Annotated in this window: 19 protein-coding genes; 10 read left to right on the top strand and 9 right to left on the bottom strand. The window is 68.1% G+C overall.

What is annotated here, in order from left to right:
- The first annotated feature begins 21 nt into the window (after nt 1-21).
- The 3 genes from L1Z78_RS21055 to L1Z78_RS21045 are packed head-to-tail and all read left to right on the top strand — an operon-like array spanning nt 22 to nt 2,476.
- Nucleotides 22-333 (top strand): FeoA family protein, encoded by a 312-nt coding sequence (locus L1Z78_RS21055; protein WP_234638291.1) that lies wholly within the window; start codon nt 22-24, stop codon nt 331-333.
- Complete coding sequence (feoB, locus tag L1Z78_RS21050; RefSeq protein ID WP_234638290.1) at nt 330-2,267, top strand: ferrous iron transporter B; 1,938 nt, start codon at nt 330-332, stop codon at nt 2,265-2,267. The genes L1Z78_RS21055 and feoB overlap by 4 nt, the downstream gene beginning before the upstream one ends.
- A gap of 14 nt (nt 2,268-2,281) precedes the next feature.
- Nucleotides 2,282-2,476 carry a hypothetical protein gene (locus L1Z78_RS21045; RefSeq protein WP_234638289.1) on the top strand — a complete coding sequence of 65 codons (195 nt, stop codon included), beginning with the start codon at nt 2,282-2,284 and terminating at the stop codon, nt 2,474-2,476.
- A gap of 17 nt (nt 2,477-2,493) precedes the next feature.
- Here L1Z78_RS21045 and L1Z78_RS21040 read toward each other — a convergent pair whose 3' ends face one another.
- The 4 genes from L1Z78_RS21040 to L1Z78_RS21025 form a co-directional block, all read right to left on the bottom strand.
- Nucleotides 2,494-2,841, bottom strand: coding sequence for a YkgJ family cysteine cluster protein (locus L1Z78_RS21040; RefSeq protein ID WP_234638288.1), 348 nt, complete (start codon nt 2,839-2,841; stop codon nt 2,494-2,496).
- Nucleotides 2,842-2,933: 92 nt separating this feature from the next.
- Nucleotides 2,934-3,152: a hypothetical protein gene (locus L1Z78_RS21035; RefSeq protein ID WP_234638287.1), complete on the bottom strand. Its 219-nt coding sequence runs from the start codon at nt 3,150-3,152 to the stop codon at nt 2,934-2,936.
- Between the two features lie 204 nt (nt 3,153-3,356).
- Nucleotides 3,357-4,277, bottom strand: coding sequence for an ornithine carbamoyltransferase (gene argF / locus L1Z78_RS21030; protein WP_234642232.1), 921 nt, complete (start codon nt 4,275-4,277; stop codon nt 3,357-3,359).
- 20 nt (nt 4,278-4,297) lie between these two features.
- Nucleotides 4,298-5,494 carry an aspartate aminotransferase family protein gene (locus L1Z78_RS21025; protein WP_234638286.1) on the bottom strand — a complete coding sequence of 399 codons (1,197 nt, stop codon included), beginning with the start codon at nt 5,492-5,494 and terminating at the stop codon, nt 4,298-4,300.
- 350 nt (nt 5,495-5,844) lie between these two features.
- On the opposite strand from L1Z78_RS21025, the gene L1Z78_RS21020 reads away from it, so the two are divergent.
- On the top strand, nt 5,845-6,162 hold the full coding sequence (locus tag L1Z78_RS21020) for a DUF3579 domain-containing protein (RefSeq protein WP_234638285.1): 318 nt from the start codon (nt 5,845-5,847) through the stop codon (nt 6,160-6,162).
- Between the two features lie 204 nt (nt 6,163-6,366).
- Here L1Z78_RS21020 and rpsT read toward each other — a convergent pair whose 3' ends face one another.
- Entirely contained in the window at nt 6,367-6,660 is a 294-nt protein-coding gene (gene rpsT / locus L1Z78_RS21015; RefSeq protein ID WP_234638284.1) for a 30S ribosomal protein S20, read from the bottom strand.
- 182 nt (nt 6,661-6,842) lie between these two features.
- On the opposite strand from rpsT, the gene murJ reads away from it, so the two are divergent.
- Together murJ and L1Z78_RS21005 are read left to right on the top strand one after the other, a co-directional pair.
- Entirely contained in the window at nt 6,843-8,408 is a 1,566-nt protein-coding gene (gene murJ / locus L1Z78_RS21010) for a murein biosynthesis integral membrane protein MurJ (protein ID WP_234638283.1), read from the top strand.
- A gap of 76 nt (nt 8,409-8,484) precedes the next feature.
- Nucleotides 8,485-9,330 carry a SirB1 family protein gene (locus tag L1Z78_RS21005; protein WP_234638282.1) on the top strand — a complete coding sequence of 282 codons (846 nt, stop codon included), beginning with the start codon at nt 8,485-8,487 and terminating at the stop codon, nt 9,328-9,330.
- Nucleotides 9,331-9,347: 17 nt separating this feature from the next.
- On the opposite strand, the gene L1Z78_RS21000 is transcribed toward L1Z78_RS21005, so the two are convergent.
- Together L1Z78_RS21000 and purM are read right to left on the bottom strand one after the other, a co-directional pair.
- Nucleotides 9,348-10,406 (bottom strand): AI-2E family transporter, encoded by a 1,059-nt coding sequence (locus L1Z78_RS21000; protein WP_234638281.1) that lies wholly within the window; start codon nt 10,404-10,406, stop codon nt 9,348-9,350.
- A gap of 16 nt (nt 10,407-10,422) precedes the next feature.
- Entirely contained in the window at nt 10,423-11,475 is a 1,053-nt protein-coding gene (gene purM, locus L1Z78_RS20995; protein ID WP_234638280.1) for a phosphoribosylformylglycinamidine cyclo-ligase, read from the bottom strand.
- Between the two features lie 324 nt (nt 11,476-11,799).
- Here purM and hda point away from each other — a divergent pair, with 324 nt between their 5' ends.
- From hda to folK, 4 genes are read left to right on the top strand one after another with little or no spacing between them, the layout of a single operon-like run.
- On the top strand, nt 11,800-12,498 hold the full coding sequence (gene hda / locus L1Z78_RS20990) for a DnaA regulatory inactivator Hda (RefSeq protein ID WP_326491986.1): 699 nt from the start codon (nt 11,800-11,802) through the stop codon (nt 12,496-12,498).
- A 42-nt stretch (nt 12,499-12,540) separates the two neighbouring features.
- Nucleotides 12,541-13,242, top strand: coding sequence for an HAD family hydrolase (locus tag L1Z78_RS20985; protein WP_234638278.1), 702 nt, complete (start codon nt 12,541-12,543; stop codon nt 13,240-13,242).
- Nucleotides 13,239-14,825 carry a polynucleotide adenylyltransferase PcnB gene (gene pcnB / locus L1Z78_RS20980; protein WP_234638277.1) on the top strand — a complete coding sequence of 529 codons (1,587 nt, stop codon included), beginning with the start codon at nt 13,239-13,241 and terminating at the stop codon, nt 14,823-14,825. The genes L1Z78_RS20985 and pcnB overlap by 4 nt, the downstream gene beginning before the upstream one ends.
- Entirely contained in the window at nt 14,818-15,315 is a 498-nt protein-coding gene (gene folK / locus L1Z78_RS20975; RefSeq protein ID WP_234638276.1) for a 2-amino-4-hydroxy-6-hydroxymethyldihydropteridine diphosphokinase, read from the top strand. The genes pcnB and folK overlap by 8 nt, the downstream gene beginning before the upstream one ends.
- Nucleotides 15,316-15,386: 71 nt before the next feature.
- Here the strand turns inward: folK and L1Z78_RS20970 are convergent, their stop codons facing one another.
- Entirely contained in the window at nt 15,387-16,355 is a 969-nt protein-coding gene (locus L1Z78_RS20970) for a Bug family tripartite tricarboxylate transporter substrate binding protein (protein WP_234638275.1), read from the bottom strand.
- Nucleotides 16,356-16,456: 101 nt separating this feature from the next.
- Nucleotides 16,457-17,509: a CDP-6-deoxy-delta-3,4-glucoseen reductase gene (locus tag L1Z78_RS20965; RefSeq protein WP_234638274.1), complete on the bottom strand. Its 1,053-nt coding sequence runs from the start codon at nt 17,507-17,509 to the stop codon at nt 16,457-16,459.
- Nucleotides 17,510-17,540 lie beyond the last annotated feature (31 nt).

The following is a 17,540-nucleotide window of genomic DNA, read 5'->3' as shown; positions in this document are numbered from 1 at the left end:
AATCAGTTGATACAACACGCCATGCATTCGATGAACCCAGGGACGGCGGCTGCGGCCTCCAGGTCCCTTGATGCGGCCGCCATCGGCCTTGATACGCTGCCGCGCCAGACGCCGGCCCATGTGGTCGGGCTGCAGCCCGCGCGCGACGCCTCCGAGCGGGAGCTGCTGCTGCGGCTGATGGAGATCGGCTTCCTGCCCGGCGAGCCCGTGCGCATCGTGGCCGCCGGCTTTCCCGGCGGCGATCCACTGGCCGTGCGCGTGGGCCAGGCCACCTTCGCATTGCGCCGCCACGAAGCGGCCCTGGTGAGGGTCTGTGCGCAGGAGGCCGCATGAGCACGCAGCCGTCTTCCAGACTCATCCAGCCGCTGCAGCCCGCCAAGGGGCCGGGGGGCAGCGATTCCGCGCTGCGCCTGGCCCTGCTGGGCAACCCCAACTGCGGCAAGACCGCTTTGTTCAACCTGCTGACCGGTGCGCGCCAGAAGGTGGCCAACTACGCGGGCGTCACCGTGGAGCGCAAGGAGGGCTGGCTGAATACGGCCAGCGGCCGGCGCGTGCGTGTTCTGGACCTGCCGGGCACCTACAGCCTGCATGCGCACAGCGAGGACGAGCGCATCACGCGCGACATCGTCGCGGGCCGGCATCCGCGCGAGGCGCCGCCCGAACTGCTGGTCTGCGTCACCGATGCCACCCACCTGCGCCTGAACCTGCGCCTGGTGCTGGAGGCTCGGCGCCTGGGCCTGCCCATGCTGCTGGTGCTCAACATGAGCGACATGGCCCGGCGCCAGGGCATCACCATCGACCGCGAGGCCCTGTCGCACGCCCTGGGCATGCCGGTGCTGTCCACCGTGGGCGTTCGCCAGGACGGCGCGCGCGAACTGCTGCAGTGGCTGGACGGGCCCGAGGCGCGCACCCTGGCCGCGCCGGCCGTGGCGCAGGCCGCGCAGGGCGATGCGCGCGAACAGGTGCTGGCGCTGCACCAGGAGGTGGCCCGCATCATGGCCGCCAGCGTGCAGGAGCCCGTGGTGGACACGCGGCGCGACGACCGCATCGATGCCGTGGTGCTGCACCCGCTGTGGGGCATGCTGCTGCTGGCGGCCACGCTGTTCCTGATGTTCCAGGCGGTGTTCAGCTGGGCGCAGCCGCTGATGGATGGCATAGAGGGCGGCGTCTCCGCCGTCTCGGCCCTGGTCAACGCGCACATGCCCGAGGGCGTGCTGCGCAGCCTGCTGGCCGATGGCGTGATCGCCGGCACGGGCGCCGTGCTGGTGTTCCTGCCGCAGATCCTGATCCTGTTCCTGTTCATCCTGGCGCTGGAGGATTCGGGCTATCTGCCGCGCGCGGCCTTCCTGCTGGACCGCGTCATGGGCAAGGTGGGGCTGTCGGGTCGCTCCTTCATCCCGCTGCTGTCCAGCTTCGCCTGCGCCGTGCCCGGCATCATGGCCACGCGCTCCATCACCAGCTGGCGCGATCGCCTCGTGACCATCATGATCGCGCCGCTGATGACCTGCTCGGCGCGCCTTCCCGTGTATGCACTGCTCATCAGCGCCTTCATCCCCGAGCGCACCGTGGGCGGTGTCTTCAACCTCCAGGGCCTGGTGCTGTTCGCGCTGTATGTGGCGGGCATCGTCAGCGCCATGGCCGTGGCCGGCGTGGCGAAGCTGGCGGGCCGCAGTGCCGGCCCCACGCCGCTGCTGATGGAGCTGCCCGCCTACCGCTGGCCCAGTCCGCGCAGCTTGGCCCTGGGCCTGTACGAGCGCGCGATGATCTTCCTGCGCCGCGTGGGCGGCATCATCCTGACCGTGAGTATCGTGCTGTGGTTCCTGGCCAGCTACCCGGCGCCGCCCGATGGCGTGACGGAAGCGGCCATCCGCTACAGCTTCGCGGGCCGCATCGGTGGCTGGCTGGAGGTGGTGCTGGCGCCCATCGGCTTCAACTGGCAGATCGCCATCGCCCTGGTGCCCGGCATGGCCGCGCGCGAGGTGGCCGTCAGCGCCATGGGCACGGTCTATGCGCTGTCCGCCGCCAGCGACGAGGCCATGGCCGAGCAGCTGGGCCCGCTGATCGCGCACACCTGGTCGCTGGCCACGGCGCTGTCGCTGCTGGCCTGGTTCGTGTTCGCGCCCCAGTGCATCTCCACGCTGGCCGCCGTGCGGCGCGAGACCAATGGCTGGCGCTATCCGCTGCTGATGACCGGCTACCTGTTCGCCCTGGCCTACCTGGCCAGCTTCATCACCTACCGGGTCGCGCTGGCGCTGGGCGCCGGCTGAAGGAGGACATGCACATGTGGCAGAACATCATCGTGGGCCTGGTCGTGGCATTGGCCGCGGTGTCCCTGGTCTGGCGCTACCTGCCGGCGCGCTGGCGCGTCAAGGCCGGGCAACTGCATCCGGCACTGGCCCCCAGGGACGGGGGCGGCTGTGGCGGCTGCAGCGCCTGCGGCGGCGACAGCTGCGCGCCGGACAAGCGTACGCCCTGACGGGGCTGCAGGCCGGCTCAGGCGGCGGCCAGCCAGATGCGGGCGCTTTCGTCCAGCGCGGACAGCCCATGCGCCAGGCGCGCATCGTTGCAGCGGTCCGTGCCCATCTCGAAATCGCGGCAGGTCGATGAGCGCTGCGCGTAGATGCCGCAGGCCACCTGCTCGCCGCAGCGGCCGTTGAGCGCCACGCAGCGCACGGGGCGGCGGTCGGTGCCATTCATGCGCCAGCGGTTGCCGTGGACCTCGTGGGCCAGTTCGTCGGGCACGGTGCCGCCCATGGAGCGCAGCTCATAGACGGAAAACTCGACGCGGAAGGTTTCGCAGCAGACGCCGCAGTTCAGGCAGGGGTGCAGGGTTTCGGACATTGGAGGTTCTCCTGGGGACAGTGGGGCACGCACGGGCATGCCGCGCCCGGGTGGCCGGGGCGGCACAGGGATGGGTCAGGCGTGAAGCGGCCCTAGGTATGGCCCTGGAGGAACTTCAGGTAGAAGGTGTGGATGCGCACGAACAGCGCGCGCACGCGGGCCGCGAAATGCCGGCGCGGCCCGAAGAACGAGGGCACGCGCGTGTGCCGCGCAATGTGCGGATGGCGCAATGCGCAGCCACCAAAGAGAAACACCGCCCGCGGGCGCTTGGCCTGCGGGCGGTGTATGCGTGGTGTGTGGCTCAGGTGCATGGATGAAATGGGATGCGCCTGGGCCATGGAGTGGGCGTGATCAGCCCGGCTGGCGTCCCAGCAGCAGATATTCCATGAGTGCCTTTTGCACGTGCATCCTGTTCTGGCTACGGCACGCGGCCTGAGGCCGCTTCACGTCCGCTGCGCGGACATGAGCCTTCACCGAAACAGACTGCTGGCGCTGGCGCGCCACCGTACGGCATTTCATGCCGTACGGCCGAGCAAAAGATACTCCATGAGTGCCTTTTGCACGTGCATCCTGTTTTCTGCCTCGTCCCAGACCACGGACTGGGGTCCGTCGATGACCTCGGCCTCGACCTCCTCGCCACGGTGGGCGGGCAGGCAGTGCATGAACAGCGCATCGGCACGCGCGGCGGCCATCATCTCGGCGTCCACGCACCAGTCGGCGAAGGCTTTCTTGCGCGCCTCGTTCTCGGCCTCGTAGCCCATGCTGGTCCACACGTCGGTGGTCACCAGGTCGGCGCCCTTGCAGGCGTCCAGGGGGTTCTTGAAGACCTTGTAGCAGCCCTGGCGTGGCGCCTTGCCGCCGAAGGCCAGCTTCTCGTCGACTTCGTAGCCGCCGGGCGTGCTGACGTGGACCGTGAAGCCCAGCAGGTCGGCCGCCTGCAGCCAGGTGTTGGCCATGTTGTTGCCATCGCCGACCCAGGCGACGGTCTTGCCCTGGATCGAGCCGCGGTGCTCGATGAAGGTGAAGATGTCGGCCAGGATCTGGCAGGGGTGGAACTCGTTGGTCAGGCCGTTGATGACGGGCACGCGCGAGTACTCGGCGAAGCGCACGATCTTGTCCTGGCCGAAGGTGCGGATCATGACCAGGTCGGTCATGCGGCTGATGACGCGCGCGCTGTCCTCGATGGGCTCGGCACGGCCCAGCTGGCTGTCGCCCGTGGTCAGGTGGACCACCGAGCCCCCGAGCTGGTACATGCCGGCCTCGAAACTCACGCGGGTGCGCGTGCTGGCCTTCTCGAAGATCATGGCCAGCGTGCGGTCGACCAGCGTGTGGTGCTTCTCGTAGTTCTTGAACTTCTTCTTGATCAGGGCCGCGCGGTCGAGCACGTAGGCGTACTCGTCGGCGGTGAAGTCGGAAAACTGCAGATAGTGCTTGATGGTGGTCATGGGCAGGCCCTTCATTCGGACAGGAATTGCACGATCAACGGCTTGAGCCTGGCGACCACTTCGTCGGCCTCGGCCTCGGTCATGATCAGCGGTGGCACCAGGCGCACCACGGTGTCGGCGGTCACGCTGAACAGCAGGCCTGCCTCGGCGCCACGGCCCAGCAGCGGGCCGCAAGGCCTGGACAGCTCGATGCCGATGATCAGGCCCTGGCCGCGCACCTCGACCACGCCCTTGACGTCGGCCAGCTCGCGCTGCAGCGCAGCCTTCAGATGGGCGCCGACCCTGGTGGTGTGTGCCAGCAGGCCGTCTTCCTCCATGATGCGGATGGTCTCGATGCCGGCGCGCATGGCCAGCGGATTGCCACCGAAGGTCGAGCCGTGGTTGCCCGGCTGCAGCACGCCGGCCGCCTTGCCATGGGCCACGACGGCACCGATGGGCACGCCCGATCCCAGGCCCTTGGCCAGGGTCATCACGTCAGGGACGATGTCGGCCCACTGGTGGGCGAACCACTTGCCCGTGCGGCCCATGCCGGCCTGCACCTCGTCGAAGATCATCAGCCAGCCGTTGGCATCGCACAGCGCGCGCACCTGCTGCATGTACTCGACGCGCATGGGGTGCAGTCCGCCTTCGCCCTGGATGGGCTCCATCATCACGGCCACCACGTCGGGGTTGCCGGCCGTGGCCTGCCTGAGGGCCTCGATGTCGTTGACGGGCACGCGCAGGAAGCCGTCCAGCAGCGGGCCGAAGCCGTCGCGCACCTTGGGGTTGCCGGTGGCCGTCATGGTGGCGATGGAGCGGCCGTGGAAGGCGTGCTCGTAGACCACGATCACGGGTTGGGCGATGCCCTTGTCCACGCCGTACTTGCGTGCGATCTTGATGGCCGCCTCATTGGCCTCCAGGCCCGTGCTGCAGAAGAAGACATTGGTCATCTTTGCGCGTTCGGTCAGCAGCCTGGCCAGCGTTTCCTGGCCGGGAACGTGGTAGTAGTTGGACGTGTGGATGAGCTTGGCCACCTGGTCCTGCAGCGCGGGCACGAGCTTGGGGTGGTTGTGGCCCAGCGTGTTGACCGCAATGCCGCCCAGCGCATCGAGGTACTGCTTGCCGTTGACGTCCCACACGCGGCAGCCTTGGCCTCGCTCCAGAGCGATCGGTATGCGGCCATAGGTGTTCATCACGTGGGGCGAGGCAGCCTCAATGAAAGCGGTCATTGCAAGAATCTCCTGTCCAGGAAAGTAAACGGCATCCGGGCGTTGCCGCCGCAGATGCCAGAAAAACAGCGAAGCCCGATTCTAGGGGGGGTGCAATGGCCCGGCGTTGCGGTTTGCGCATCACAGCCATGCAATGAGCCTACGCCACAGTTGGGTAGTGGCGGGAAGGAGCGGTCAGCTCTTATATAAGAGATAAAATGCCTGCTTGGCCTGCCGGTGGTGATCCCGCTGGCGGGCCCTGGCTTTTTTTGAAGGACTTGCGCAAGCAGGATGCGGCAAAGGGCTGCGTCGCGCGACATACCGTCTGGTCTGTTCCTTGTCGCGCAGGTCGTATTTTGGCGTGCATCCCGATGGTTTCTCCTTCCAGCAAAGAACTGTTCATCCAGGGCATCACCCACGAAGGCAAGACATTCCGGCCCAGTGACTGGGCCGAGCGGCTGGCGGGGGTCATGAGCCAGTTCCGTCCCGGTGGCGCGCAGCGCGGCAGCCACCTGAGCTACTCGCCCTGGTGCGTGCCGACCACGCTCAACGGCGTCAAGTGCGTGGTGGTCCATCGCGATCTGCGCGACTATGAGCCCATGGCCTGGGATTTCTGCCTGAATTTCGCCAAGGACAACAGTCTTCAGGTCGTCGAGGCCTGCCTGATCCCGGATGAGCCGGCCCGCTGAGGCCGGTTTCTTTTTTTCCAGGGCCCGGCTCTGGGAGTGCATGATCGACAGGGCGCACCATGGGTGCGTTTTTTTATGCCTGTGGATCGGATGGGGTGGAGCGCCCACAAAAAAACCGCCCGGAGGCGGTTTTTTCGTTCGCGGACAGCGCACCCGTTACAAACGGCAGATGGCCGGGGCCATCCGTGCGATTGCCTGATGGAATCAGGCGGCGGCCAGGGCCTTGACCTTGGCGGACAGGCGGCTCTTGTCGCGAGCGGCCTTGTTCTTGTGGAAGATGCCCTTGTCGGCGATCGTGTCCAGCACGGATTGTGCGGCTGCGAACAGTTCGGTGGCCTTGGCCTTGTCGCCGGTCAGGACGGCCTTCTCGACCTTCTTGACGGCAGTGCGGTACTTGGAGCGCAGCGAGGTGTTGGCTGCGTTCAGCTTGACGTCCTGGCGGGCGCGCTTGCGGCCGGAGGCCAGGCGGGGGTTCTTCTTTACGGGCTTCGATGCCATGGTGTATGTGTTCCTAGTGTCTGAGGATGTTGTCGGCGAAGCGCGGGATTATAGCATGCCGTGAATTCGAGCCGGGTTGCACCGTGCTCCGGTTGCCCGGCCTGTTGCAACGGAGTGCAAGAGGCGCGCGGGTCGCCGTGGGCGCCGCTGCGGCGCCCGTGCGAGCGCATACACTCCCGACGGTGTCACTGTTCAAAGCCGCCTCCACCGTTTCCCTGCTGACGCTGGCCTCCCGTATCACCGGGCTGGTGCGCGATCTGCTCATGGCCTCCATGTTCGGAGCCAATGCGCTGACCGATGCCTTCAATGTCGCCTTCAGGATCCCCAACCTCTTTCGGCGGCTGTTCGCCGAGGGGGCCTTCAGCCAGGCCTTCGTGCCCGTGCTGGCGGCCAGCAAGGCCAAGGAGGGGGAGGAGGCCACCCGCACGCTGATCTCGCATGTGGCCACCTTGCTGTTCTGGGTGCTGGTCGTGACCTGTGCCCTGGGTGTCATCGGCGCGCCGTTGCTGGTCTGGCTGCTGGCCAGCGGCCTGCGACAGTCGCCGCAGGGTTATGACGCGGCCGTGCTGATGACGCGCTGGATGTTCCCCTACATCGGCTTCATGTCGCTGGTGGCGCTGTCGGCCGGCGTGCTCAATACCTGGCGGCGGTTCGCCGTTTCGGCGGCCACGCCGGTGCTGCTGAACCTGGCCATGATCGCCGCGGCCTTCTGGGGGGCGCCCTGGCTCCAGGCGCGCGGCATCGAGCCCATCTATGCCATGGCGGGTGGCGTGATGCTGGGCGGCGTGCTGCAGCTGGCGGTGCAGCTGCCGGCGCTGGCACGCCTGGGGCTGATGCCGCGGATCGGCTTTTCGCCCTCGGCGCTGCGCCAGGCCTGGGGCGAGGCCGGCGTGCGCCGCATCCTCACGCTGATGGCACCGGCGCTGCTGGGCGTGGGCGTGGCCCAGGTCTCGCTGATGATCAATACCCAGATCGCGTCCTACCTGCAGCCCGGCAGCGTGACCTGGCTGTTCTATGCCGACCGGCTGATGGAGTTCCCGACCGCGCTGCTGGGCGTGGCGCTGGGGGTGGTGCTCACGCCGCAACTGGCGGCCGCCAAGGCGGCCGACGACGGCGAGCGCTACTCCGCCATGCTGGACTGGGGGCTGCGCCTGGTGGTTTTGCTGGCCGTGCCCTGCGCCGTGGGCCTGCTGACCTTCGCCGAGCCGCTGGTGGCCACGCTTTTTCACCGTGGTGCGCTGCAGGATGGCGACGTGGGCCAGATCGCGCTGGCCCTGATCGGCTATGGCGCGGGCCTGGTGGGCCTGGTGGCCATCAAGGTCCTGGCGCCCGGCTACTACGCAAGCCAGGACATCCGCACGCCCGTCAAGATCGCCATCGTGGTGCTGGTCATCACGCAGCTGCTCAACCTCGTGCTCGTGCCCTTCATGGCCCACACCGGTCTGGCCCTGTCCATCGGGCTGGCCGCCCTGGTCAACGCCGCCTGGCTGCTCACGGGGCTGTTGCGCCGCCGTGTCTACCGGCCGCAGCCGGGCTGGGGCCGGCTGGCCTTGCAGGTGGTTGCCGCCAGCAGCCTGCTGGCCGTGCTGCTGACCTGGGGCAGCCAGCATTTCGACTGGATCGCGCTGCGCGCCCATGGATGGCAGCGCGTGGGCCTGCTGACGGCCATGCTGGTCGCGTCGGCCCTGCTGTATTTCGGCGCGCTGTGGGCGGCGGGACTGAAACTGCGCACGCTGCTGCGGCGCTAGGGCTTCGCTCCAGCCCGCATAATTGCAGGCCCGAGCGACGCGACCCCCTGATGGGTGTGAACAGGCCCCGAGCATCATGAGCTGGAGTTACGAAGACACGCCGACGGCCCTGCAGTACTTTGCAGCGCTGGTGCAAAGCGATGACGGTCTGCCGTTGATGGAGGCGGCGATCAGCATTGCCCAGGATGCCATCCCCGACCTGGACCTCCAGGCCGCCAGCGCCGAGCTGGACCGGCTGCAGGTGCGCCTGGCCCAGCGCCTGGCTGGCGAGACCGATCCGCTGCAGCGCCTGCGGGTGCTCAACCAGTTCTTCTACGGCGAGTTGGGCTTCGGCGGCAACCTCAATGACTACTATGACCCGGCCAACAGCTACATCCACCATGTGCTGCAGACGCGGCGCGGCATTCCGATCAGTGTCGCGCTGATCTGGCTGGAACTGGCCGCAGGTATCGGGCTGCCGGCGCAGGGGGTGAGCTTTCCCGGGCATTTCCTGGTCAAGCTGCGCCTGCCCCAGGGGCAGGTGGTGATGGATCCGCTGAGCGGCGAGTCCTTTTCCGCGAACAACCTGGCCGAAAGGCTGGAGCCCTTCTGGCAGAGCGCGGGCCTGTCCGCCGAGGAAGCTGCCCCGCTGGGCCTGTACCTGCAGGGGGCCTCGGCCCGCGATATCCTGGAGCGCATGCTGCGCAACCTCCAGGAGATCCACCACGCCCGGCGCGACTGGCCGCTGCTGGTGGCCGTGCTCAACCGGCTCGCCGTGCTGCGGCCCGACATGCCCGAGATCTACCGGGACCGGGGGCTGGCCTATGCGCAATGGGGCGTGACCGAGCGTGCGCTGGAGGACCTGGAGCGCTTTCTCCAGTCCCAGCGTGGAGCGCAGGCCGTGGCCGTGCGCGAGGTGATCCGGCGGCTGCGGGGTCTGTAGATCACGGTGGCCGCGGCTCAGACCAGGCGGACCGCCTCCAGTTCCTTCTTCAGGTAGGCGTAGAACAGTGGCGCGGCCACCAGGCCGGCGGGGCCGAACACCGATTCCGCCACGAACATCACGGCCAGCAGCTCCCACACGCCCATGTGCGTGCGCTGGCCCACGACCTTGGCGTTGATCACGTACTCGGCCTTGTGGATCAGGATCAGAAAGCCCAGGCAGGCGGCCGCGGCCACCGGAGACACCGACAGGCCGACGATGGTGATCACCACGTTGCACAGCAGGTTGCCGACGATGGGTACCAGGCCGGCGATGAAGGTCAGCGTGATCAGGGCCGGCGTGTAGGGCAGGGTCAGGTTCCAGTGCGGCAGGATGCCGAGCAGGAAGATGGCCGTGAGAAAGGTGTTGAAGGCCGCGATCCAGAACTGGGCGGCCACGATCTGGCGGAAGGCCAGGCCCATGAGCCGGATGCGTTCACGCAGTGCGGCCACCAGCGGCGGGCGGCGCGTGGTGATGGGGCGCACGGCGGCCAGCGCGCCGATGATCATGCCCACATAGGCGTAGAGCAGGCCGGTGAGCCAGGCGCGGCCCGCATGGGCGAGGGCGCCGGCCTTGGCGGCCAGATAGCTGGCCAGCAGGTGCTGGATCTCCTGGGCTCCGTCGGGCAACTGGTCGGCCATGTCGGCCGGCAGCTTGTCGCGCAACTCCAGCACCGTGTGCGCCAGGTAGTCCAGCAGCTCGCGGTACTGCTGGGGGGCGTCGGTGATGTAGGTGCGCGTGTGCGACAGCGCTCCGCTGAGCAGGGCCAGCGGCGCGAGGATGACGATGGCGGCCGCCACCAGCTGGGTCCAGCGCGGCAGAGAGCCGCGCCGGGCCTTGGGCTGGGCGCGTGCCAGCAGCCCGGCCAGGCTGCGCGTGACCAGGAAGCCCACGCAGACACACAGCATGCCTGGCAGCAGGCCCTGCCACATGATCAGCAGCAGGGCGCCGGCCATCAGGATATAGCTGGCCAGTGTCACGCCGCGCGTGGGCGCGGGCTGCGGGGAGATGATGGGCGAGGGCAGGTGCTGGGTCATGCGCGGGGGCCGGTGGTCAGCGGACCTCGACGCTCTCGCCCTCGCCGCGTTCGGCGATGCGTCCGATGGTGTAGACCGTCTCGCCCAGTTGCTGGAGCGTGGCGGCCGTGGCCTGGGCGGCTTCTGCAGGCACGACGACGACCATGCCGATGCCGTTGTTGAAGGTGCGGTTCATTTCCACGGCATCGATGCCGGCCGTCTTCTGCAGCCAGGCGAACAGCTCGGTCTGGGGCCAGCTGCCGGCTTGCAGGTGGGCGGCCAGGCCCTCGGGCAGCACGCGGGGGATGTTCTCCAGCAGGCCGCCGCCGGTGATGTGGGCCAGCGCCTTGATGGGGTGCTGCTCCAATGCGGCCAGCACGTTCTTCACGTACAGGCGCGTGGGTTCCATGATGGCCTGCCTGAACGGCTTGCCATCCAGCGTGGCGGGCAGTGCGCCCTGGCTTTCGGCGCGTTCGATGCACTTGCGCACCAGGGAGAAGCCGTTGGAGTGCACGCCGGCCGAGGCCAGGCCCAGCACCACGTCGCCGGCGGCCACGTTCTGGCCGGTCAGGATCCTGGACTTCTCGACGGCGCCGACGGCAAAGCCCGCCAGGTCGTATTCGCCAGCCGGGTACATGCCGGGCATCTCGGCGGTTTCGCCGCCGATCAGGGCGCAGCCCGACAGCTCGCAGCCGCGAGCGATGCCGCCGACCACGGCGGCGGCCGTGTCCACGTCCAGCTTGCCGCAGGCGAAGTAGTCGAGGAAGAACAGGGGCTCGGCACCCTGGACCAGCACGTCGTTGACGCTCATGGCCACCAGGTCGATGCCCACGGTGTCATGCATGTTCCACTCGAAGGCCAGCTTGAGCTTGGTGCCCACGCCATCGGTGCCCGAGACCAGCACGGGCTCCTTGTAGCGCTTGGGGACCTCGAACAGTGCGCCGAAGCCTCCGATGCCGGCCATCACGCCTTCGCGCATGGTCTTCTTGGCCAGCGGCTTGATGCGCTCGACCAGTGCATCGCCGGCAACGATGTCGACGCCGGCGTCTTTGTAGGAAATCGGGGTAGGGGAGGGGGCAGAAGAGCTCATGGATGGGTTCGGTGCGGTAGGCCCGATGCCGGGCTGGAACCCCGGGATTCTACGGCGATGGCCGCCGCAGGGCATGTGCGCCAGTGGGCTTCGAGGGGCTTTCGTCGTGCTTGCGGCCCTGCTGGCGCCGAGTCGGGCGCCGCGCAGACTAAAATCCCCCTTTCGCCCCGGGCGCAGCTGGTGCGTTGCTCGCCTTGCCGCGGCACCGCGCTGCGGCGGGTCCGTTTTTGCTCACCAACCAATGCCGTTGCCGATTCCTCTGTCCGCTGTTGCCGCATGGACCCGCCTGGATCCAGGAAAGGGGGCGCTGCGCGTATGTCGCAGATGAAGCAGCTGGCCCTGGACATCAGCATGGCGTCGAGCCCGACGCTGTCGCGCTTTTTCGTCGGCCCCAATGCCGCGGTGATCGACCATCTGCGCCACTGGGTGGGCGATGGGCGCATGCAGACGGCGCGTACGCCAGTGCCCACTTATCTCTGGGGTGAGTCGGGGTCGGGCAAGACCCATCTGCTCAAGGCCGTGCGCGAGGCCTTGCGCGAGCAGGGGGCCATGGTGGGCTGGATGGATGCGACCACGCTGTTTCCACCGCCGTTCGACGAACGCTGGGCGGCGGTGCTCATGGACGATGTGGACATCTACACCCCGCTGCAGCAGGCCAGGGCGTTCAACTGGTTCGTCAACGCAACGAGTCCGGCCACGGGTTCGCCGCGCTGGGTGCTGGGCGCGGGGCCGCTGCCGCCGGCCGACCTCAAGCTGCGCGAGGATCTGCGCACACGGCTGGGCTGGGGCCATGTGTTCCAGCTGCAGTTGCTGGATGAAACCGCGCGACGCGCGGTGCTGCGCCAGGAGGCTGATGCCCGTGGCGTTTTTCTGGGCGACGATGTGATGGACTACATGCTCAAGCGCTTTTCGCGCGATCTGGGCAGCCTGATGCAGCTGCTCGACATGCTCGACGGCTTTGCGCTGCGCAACAAGCGCGCCATCACCATCCCGTTGCTCAAGACCATGCTGGAAACCGAATGAGCCCCTTCACCGCTCCCGGTTCCGGCCTTTTGTGGGAATTGCATGACTTCTGAACAGAAGCAACCCCGGCCACGGCTGGCGTTGTTCGACCTGGACCATACGCTGCTGCCGCTGGACTCGGACTACGAGTGGGGCGAATTCACGACGCGCATCGGCTGGACCGACCCGGCCGAGTTCGGCCGGCGCAATGCCGAGTTCTTCGCGCATTACCAGGCAGGCACGCTCGATGTGCACGACTATGTGCGCTTTGCCACCGAGGCCTTCTGCGCCCGGGGCGCCCAGCAGGCCGGCCAGGCCCACGAGCGCTTCATGCGCGAGGTCATCTCCCCGGCGATCCGGCCGCAGGCGCTGGATCTGCTGCGCGGGCACCAGCAGGCGGGCGACGAGGTGGTCATCGTCACGGCCACCAATGAATTCGTGACACGTCCCATTGCCGCCGCGCTGGGCGTGAAGGAATTGATCGCGGTGGAGCTGGAGCGCGACGCCCGGGGCTGGTTCACGGGCGAGATCCGTGGCACGCCGAGCATGCGCGACGGCAAGGTGCGGCGCATGCAGCAGTGGCTGGAGGCGCGCGGCCTGGACTGGAAGGACGTGGAGACCTGGTTCTACAGCGATTCCTGGAACGACGTGCCCCTGCTCGAGCGCGTGGACCATCCCGTGGCCACCAACCCCGACACGCGGCTGCGCGCCCTGGCCCGGGAGCGGGGCTGGCACATTCTGGACCTGTTTGGCGAAGCCCCATGATCAAGACATTCATCGACAAGCTGCTGGGCAAGACGCCAGCGCCGCGCGCGCGCAAGTCCCCGTTCGGAAAGCGCCAGGAGGTGCCGGTGCAGGTGCACGGCATCGACCCCAACCTCGTGGACCGGCGCGCCATCGACGTGGTGCAGACGCTGCAGGATGCCGGCTACGAGGCCTACATCGTCGGGGGCGCGGTGCGGGACCTGCTGCTGGGCCTGCGTCCCAAGGACTTCGACGTGGCCACGAATGCCACGCCCGAGCAGGTCAAGGGACTGTTCAGGCGGGCCTTCATCATCGGCAAGCGCTTTCGCATCGTGCACGTGGTCTATGGGCGTGGCCGGGAGAACGAGGTCATCGAGGTCTCCACCTTCCGCGCCTTCCTGGACAACAGCGCGGCCGAGGCCGTCAGCGGCAACGAGCGCACCAGCAAGGCCCAGCTGGCCGGCATGCAGCACGCCGTGGACGCCAGCGGCCGGGTGCTGCGCGACAATGTCTGGGGTCCGCAGGACCAGGATGCCACGCGCCGCGACTTCACCATCAACGCCATGTACTACGATCCGCACACGCAGATCGTGGTGGACTACCACAAGGGCATAGACGACGCCAAGAAGCGCGTGCTGCGCATGATCGGCGACCCGGCCACGCGCTACCGCGAGGACCCGGTGCGCATCATCCGCGCCGTGCGTTTCGCCGCCAAGCTGCAGGGCAAGGGCTTCAAGCTGGAGCCCAAGACCGCCAGGCCGCTGGTCGAATGCGAGCCGCTGCTGGCCGACGTGCCGCAAAGCCGCCTGTTCGACGAAATGCTCAAGCTGCTGCAGACCGGCCATGCGCTGGCCTCCGTGCAGCAGTTGCGCGACCTGGGCCTGGCGCGCGGCATCTACTCGCTGCTGGATGTGGTGGTCGAACGTGCGGACCACCCGTTCGTGCAGGCGGCCCTGACGGACACCGACCGCCGCGTCGAGGAGGGCAAGCCCGTGGCCCCCAGCTTCCTGCTGGCCTGCGTGCTGTGGCAGGATGTCAAGACCGGCTGGGAGCGGCGCCTGAACCAGCGCCAGCATCCGTTCCCGGCCCTGCAGGAGTCCATTGACGAGGTGTTCGACCAGCGCATCGGCGATGTCTCCGGCCGGGGCAAGCTGGCCGCCGACATGCGTGAGATCTGGGTCATGCAGCCGCGCTTTGACAAGCGCACGGGTGCCACGCCCTTCAGCCTGGTGGCCCAGCCGCGCTTTCGGGCGGGTTTCGACTTCATGCGGTTGCGTGCCGACATCGGGGAGGTCGAGGAAAGCCTGGCCAGTTGGTGGCAGGAATTCCAGAACGCCGACGACGCGCGCCGCGACGACCTGATCGCCCAGGCCCGCGACGAGCAGCGTGCGCGCCAGCGCAGCGCCGAGCCCAAGGTGCACCGCGTGCCCAAGGTGCGGCAACCCCGCGAAGGCGTGAATCTGGCCGAAGGGGGTGCTCCGGACGACGCCGCGGCGCTGCCACAGCCCGCAGGCGAAGAGGGCGCGGCACCCAGGAAGCGGCGGCGCCGCCGCCGCAAGCCGCACGGCGGCGGTGACGGCGGTGGCATGGGCGGCGATGACTGAAACAGGCCACTGGGTCGCCATCGGCCTGGGGGCCAATCTGGGTGACCGTGGCCGGGCACTGGGCCGGGCCCTGGAAGCCATCGCCGGCCTGCCCGGCACGTGCCTCGTGGCCGTGTCCTCGCTCTACAGCACGGCGCCCATCGACTCCAGCGGCCCTGACTACCTGAATGCGGTGGCCGCCGTGCGCACCACGCTGGCGCCGCTGGCACTGCTGGATGCACTGCAGGCGATCGAGCTGGCGGCCGGGCGTGAACGGCCCTACCGCAATGCGCCGCGCACGCTGGACCTGGACATCGAGCTGTGGGGCGATGAGCGCATGGACCTGCCGCGCCTGTGCGTGCCGCATCCACGCATGTACGAGCGCGCTTTCGTGCTCGTCCCCCTGGCCGAGATCGCGCCGCAGCGTGTCACGCCCGAGCAACTGCGGGCGGTACAGGGGCAGGGCATCCGCCTGGCCGAGGCAGCCGGCTGGCATCGGCGCGGCGCTTGAAGCCACCCCCCCCGATGCAAAAGGCCGCGGCGCCATGTGGCGGCCGCGGCCTTTTGACGGATCCGGGTGTGTCAATCGACCTTCGCGCCCGAGGCCTTGACGATGGATTGGTACTTGGCGCGCTCGGCAGCCATGAACCTGTCGAACTCGGCCGGAGTCGAGGAAACGGGCTCGGCCATCAGCAGCTCGAAGCGGGTCTTGGTCTCGGGCGCGGCCAGGGCCTCGGAGAAGGCCTTGCTCAGCTTGTCCAGCACGGGCCTGGGCGTGCCCGCGGGAGCGACCAGGCCCCACCAGGTGTCGATGGCAAAGCCCGGGAAGGTCCTGGAAAGCGCAGGAACTCCCGGTAGCAGCGATGTGGGCGCCAGCGAGGTCACGGCCAGCGCCTTGAGCTTGCCCGAGCGGATGTTGGGCGCGGCGGCGGCCAGGTTGTCGATGTTGAAGTCCACCTCGCCGGACAGCAGGGCGAGCTGGGCGGGGTTGGCGCCGCGATAGGGCACGTGCAGCGCGAAGATGCCGGCCTTTTGCTTGAGCATCTCGCCAGCCAGATGGCCTGCGCTGCCGTTGCCGCCGCTGCCGTAGTTGAGCTTGCCGGGGTTGGCCTTGGCATAGGCGATCAGGTCGGCCACGCTGTGGATCTTCAGCTGCTCGGCGCGTGCCGCATTCATCACCAGCACGTTGGGCACGCGCACCATCTGGGTGATGCCCGCGAAATCCTTGCCGGCGTCATAGGGCATCCTGGTGTAGAGCCAGGGGTTGACGGCATGGGTGGCCGTGGCGGAGATGCCTATGGTCAGGCCGTCCGGCGTGGCGCGCGCGATGGCGTCGGCGCCGATGTTGCCGCCCGCACCGGCCCGATTGTCGATGATGACCACGCCCAGGGCGTCGCGCACCCGCTCGGCCAGCGCGCGCGCGGTGATGTCGATCGGACCGCCGGGTGCGTAGGGCACGATCAGGCGGATGGGCTCTTGCGCCAGGGCAAGCGGGGAGGCCAGGGCAGCAACGGCCGCCATGACCGAGAGAAGGCTGTTTCTACGGTTCATAGGGGCGCTATTTTGCAAAAAAATTGCGACACCTGGTCGGGCGCAGGTATGTGAAGCAATTTTTCTGCGCAGGGCTTGATCTGTGCCGGCCTGAAGCGTGATCAGGAGGCCTTGTCGGCTTCCGACGTGAATGCGTCCGCGTAGAACTCTTCGGCGGGCAGGCCGCGCTGCTGCACATAGGCTTCGCGGGCCGATTCCACGACGATGGGGGCGCCGCAGGCATAGACCTGATGGCCCGAGAGATCGGCGAAGTCCTCCATCACCGCCTTGTGGACGAAGCCGGTGCGGCCGCTCCAGCCGTCTTCGGCCAGTGCCTCGGAGACCACGGGCACGTAGTGGAGCGAGGGCATGGCGGCAGCCTGCTCGCGCACCCAGGCGTCGAGGTAGAGGTCTTCGGGCCGCCGGCCGCCCCAGTAGAACGCCACGGGGCGCTCGATGCCCTTGTGCCGCATGTGCTCGATCAGGGCCTTGATGGGCGCGAAGCCCGTGCCCGAGGCCAGCAGGACGATGGGCTTGTCGCTGTCCTCGCGCAGGAAGAAGCTGCCGAACGGACCTTCGACGCGCAGGATTTCCTTTTCCCGCAGACCCGCGAACACATGGTCGGTGAACGTGCCGCCCGGCATGTGGCGGATATGCAGCTCCAGGCCCGGCGCCGTGTCCTGGACATGCGGGGCCGTGGCCATCGAATAGGCGCGGCGTGCACCGTCGCGCAGGATGAACTCCACATACTGGCCCGCGTGGTAGCGGAACTTGTCGGCGGCCGGCAACTGCAGGCGCACCTGCATCACGTCATGCGACTTCTTCTCCAGTGCGGCCACGCGCACGGGCATCTTCTTGATCGGGAAGGAACTGGCATCGGTGACCTGGCGCGACTCCAGAACCACGGCAGACTGGGGGGTGGCGCAGCAGGTCAGCACGTAGCCGTCGGCTTCTTCCTGGGCGGTCAGGGCCTTGTCGGAATGCGCGCCATGGATGACATGGCCGACGAGCTTCTTGCACTTGCAGGAGCCGCAGGCACCGTCCTTGCAGCCGTAGGGCAGGCCCACGCCGGAGCGGATGGCCGCGGACAGGATGGTCTCGCTGCCCTGGGTGCTGAAGGCACGGCCGCTGGGCTGTACGGTGATTTCGTGGGAAATGTTGGCAATCTCGGTCATGTTCTCGGTATCCTCGGGGGCGCCGGCGGGT

Source organism: Delftia tsuruhatensis (genome assembly GCF_903815225.1).
GTDB lineage: Bacteria > Pseudomonadota > Gammaproteobacteria > Burkholderiales > Burkholderiaceae_C > Comamonas > Comamonas tsuruhatensis_A.
The sequence above is the reverse complement of the archived record's forward strand: the minus strand, read 5'-3'. Positions and strand labels throughout refer to the sequence as shown.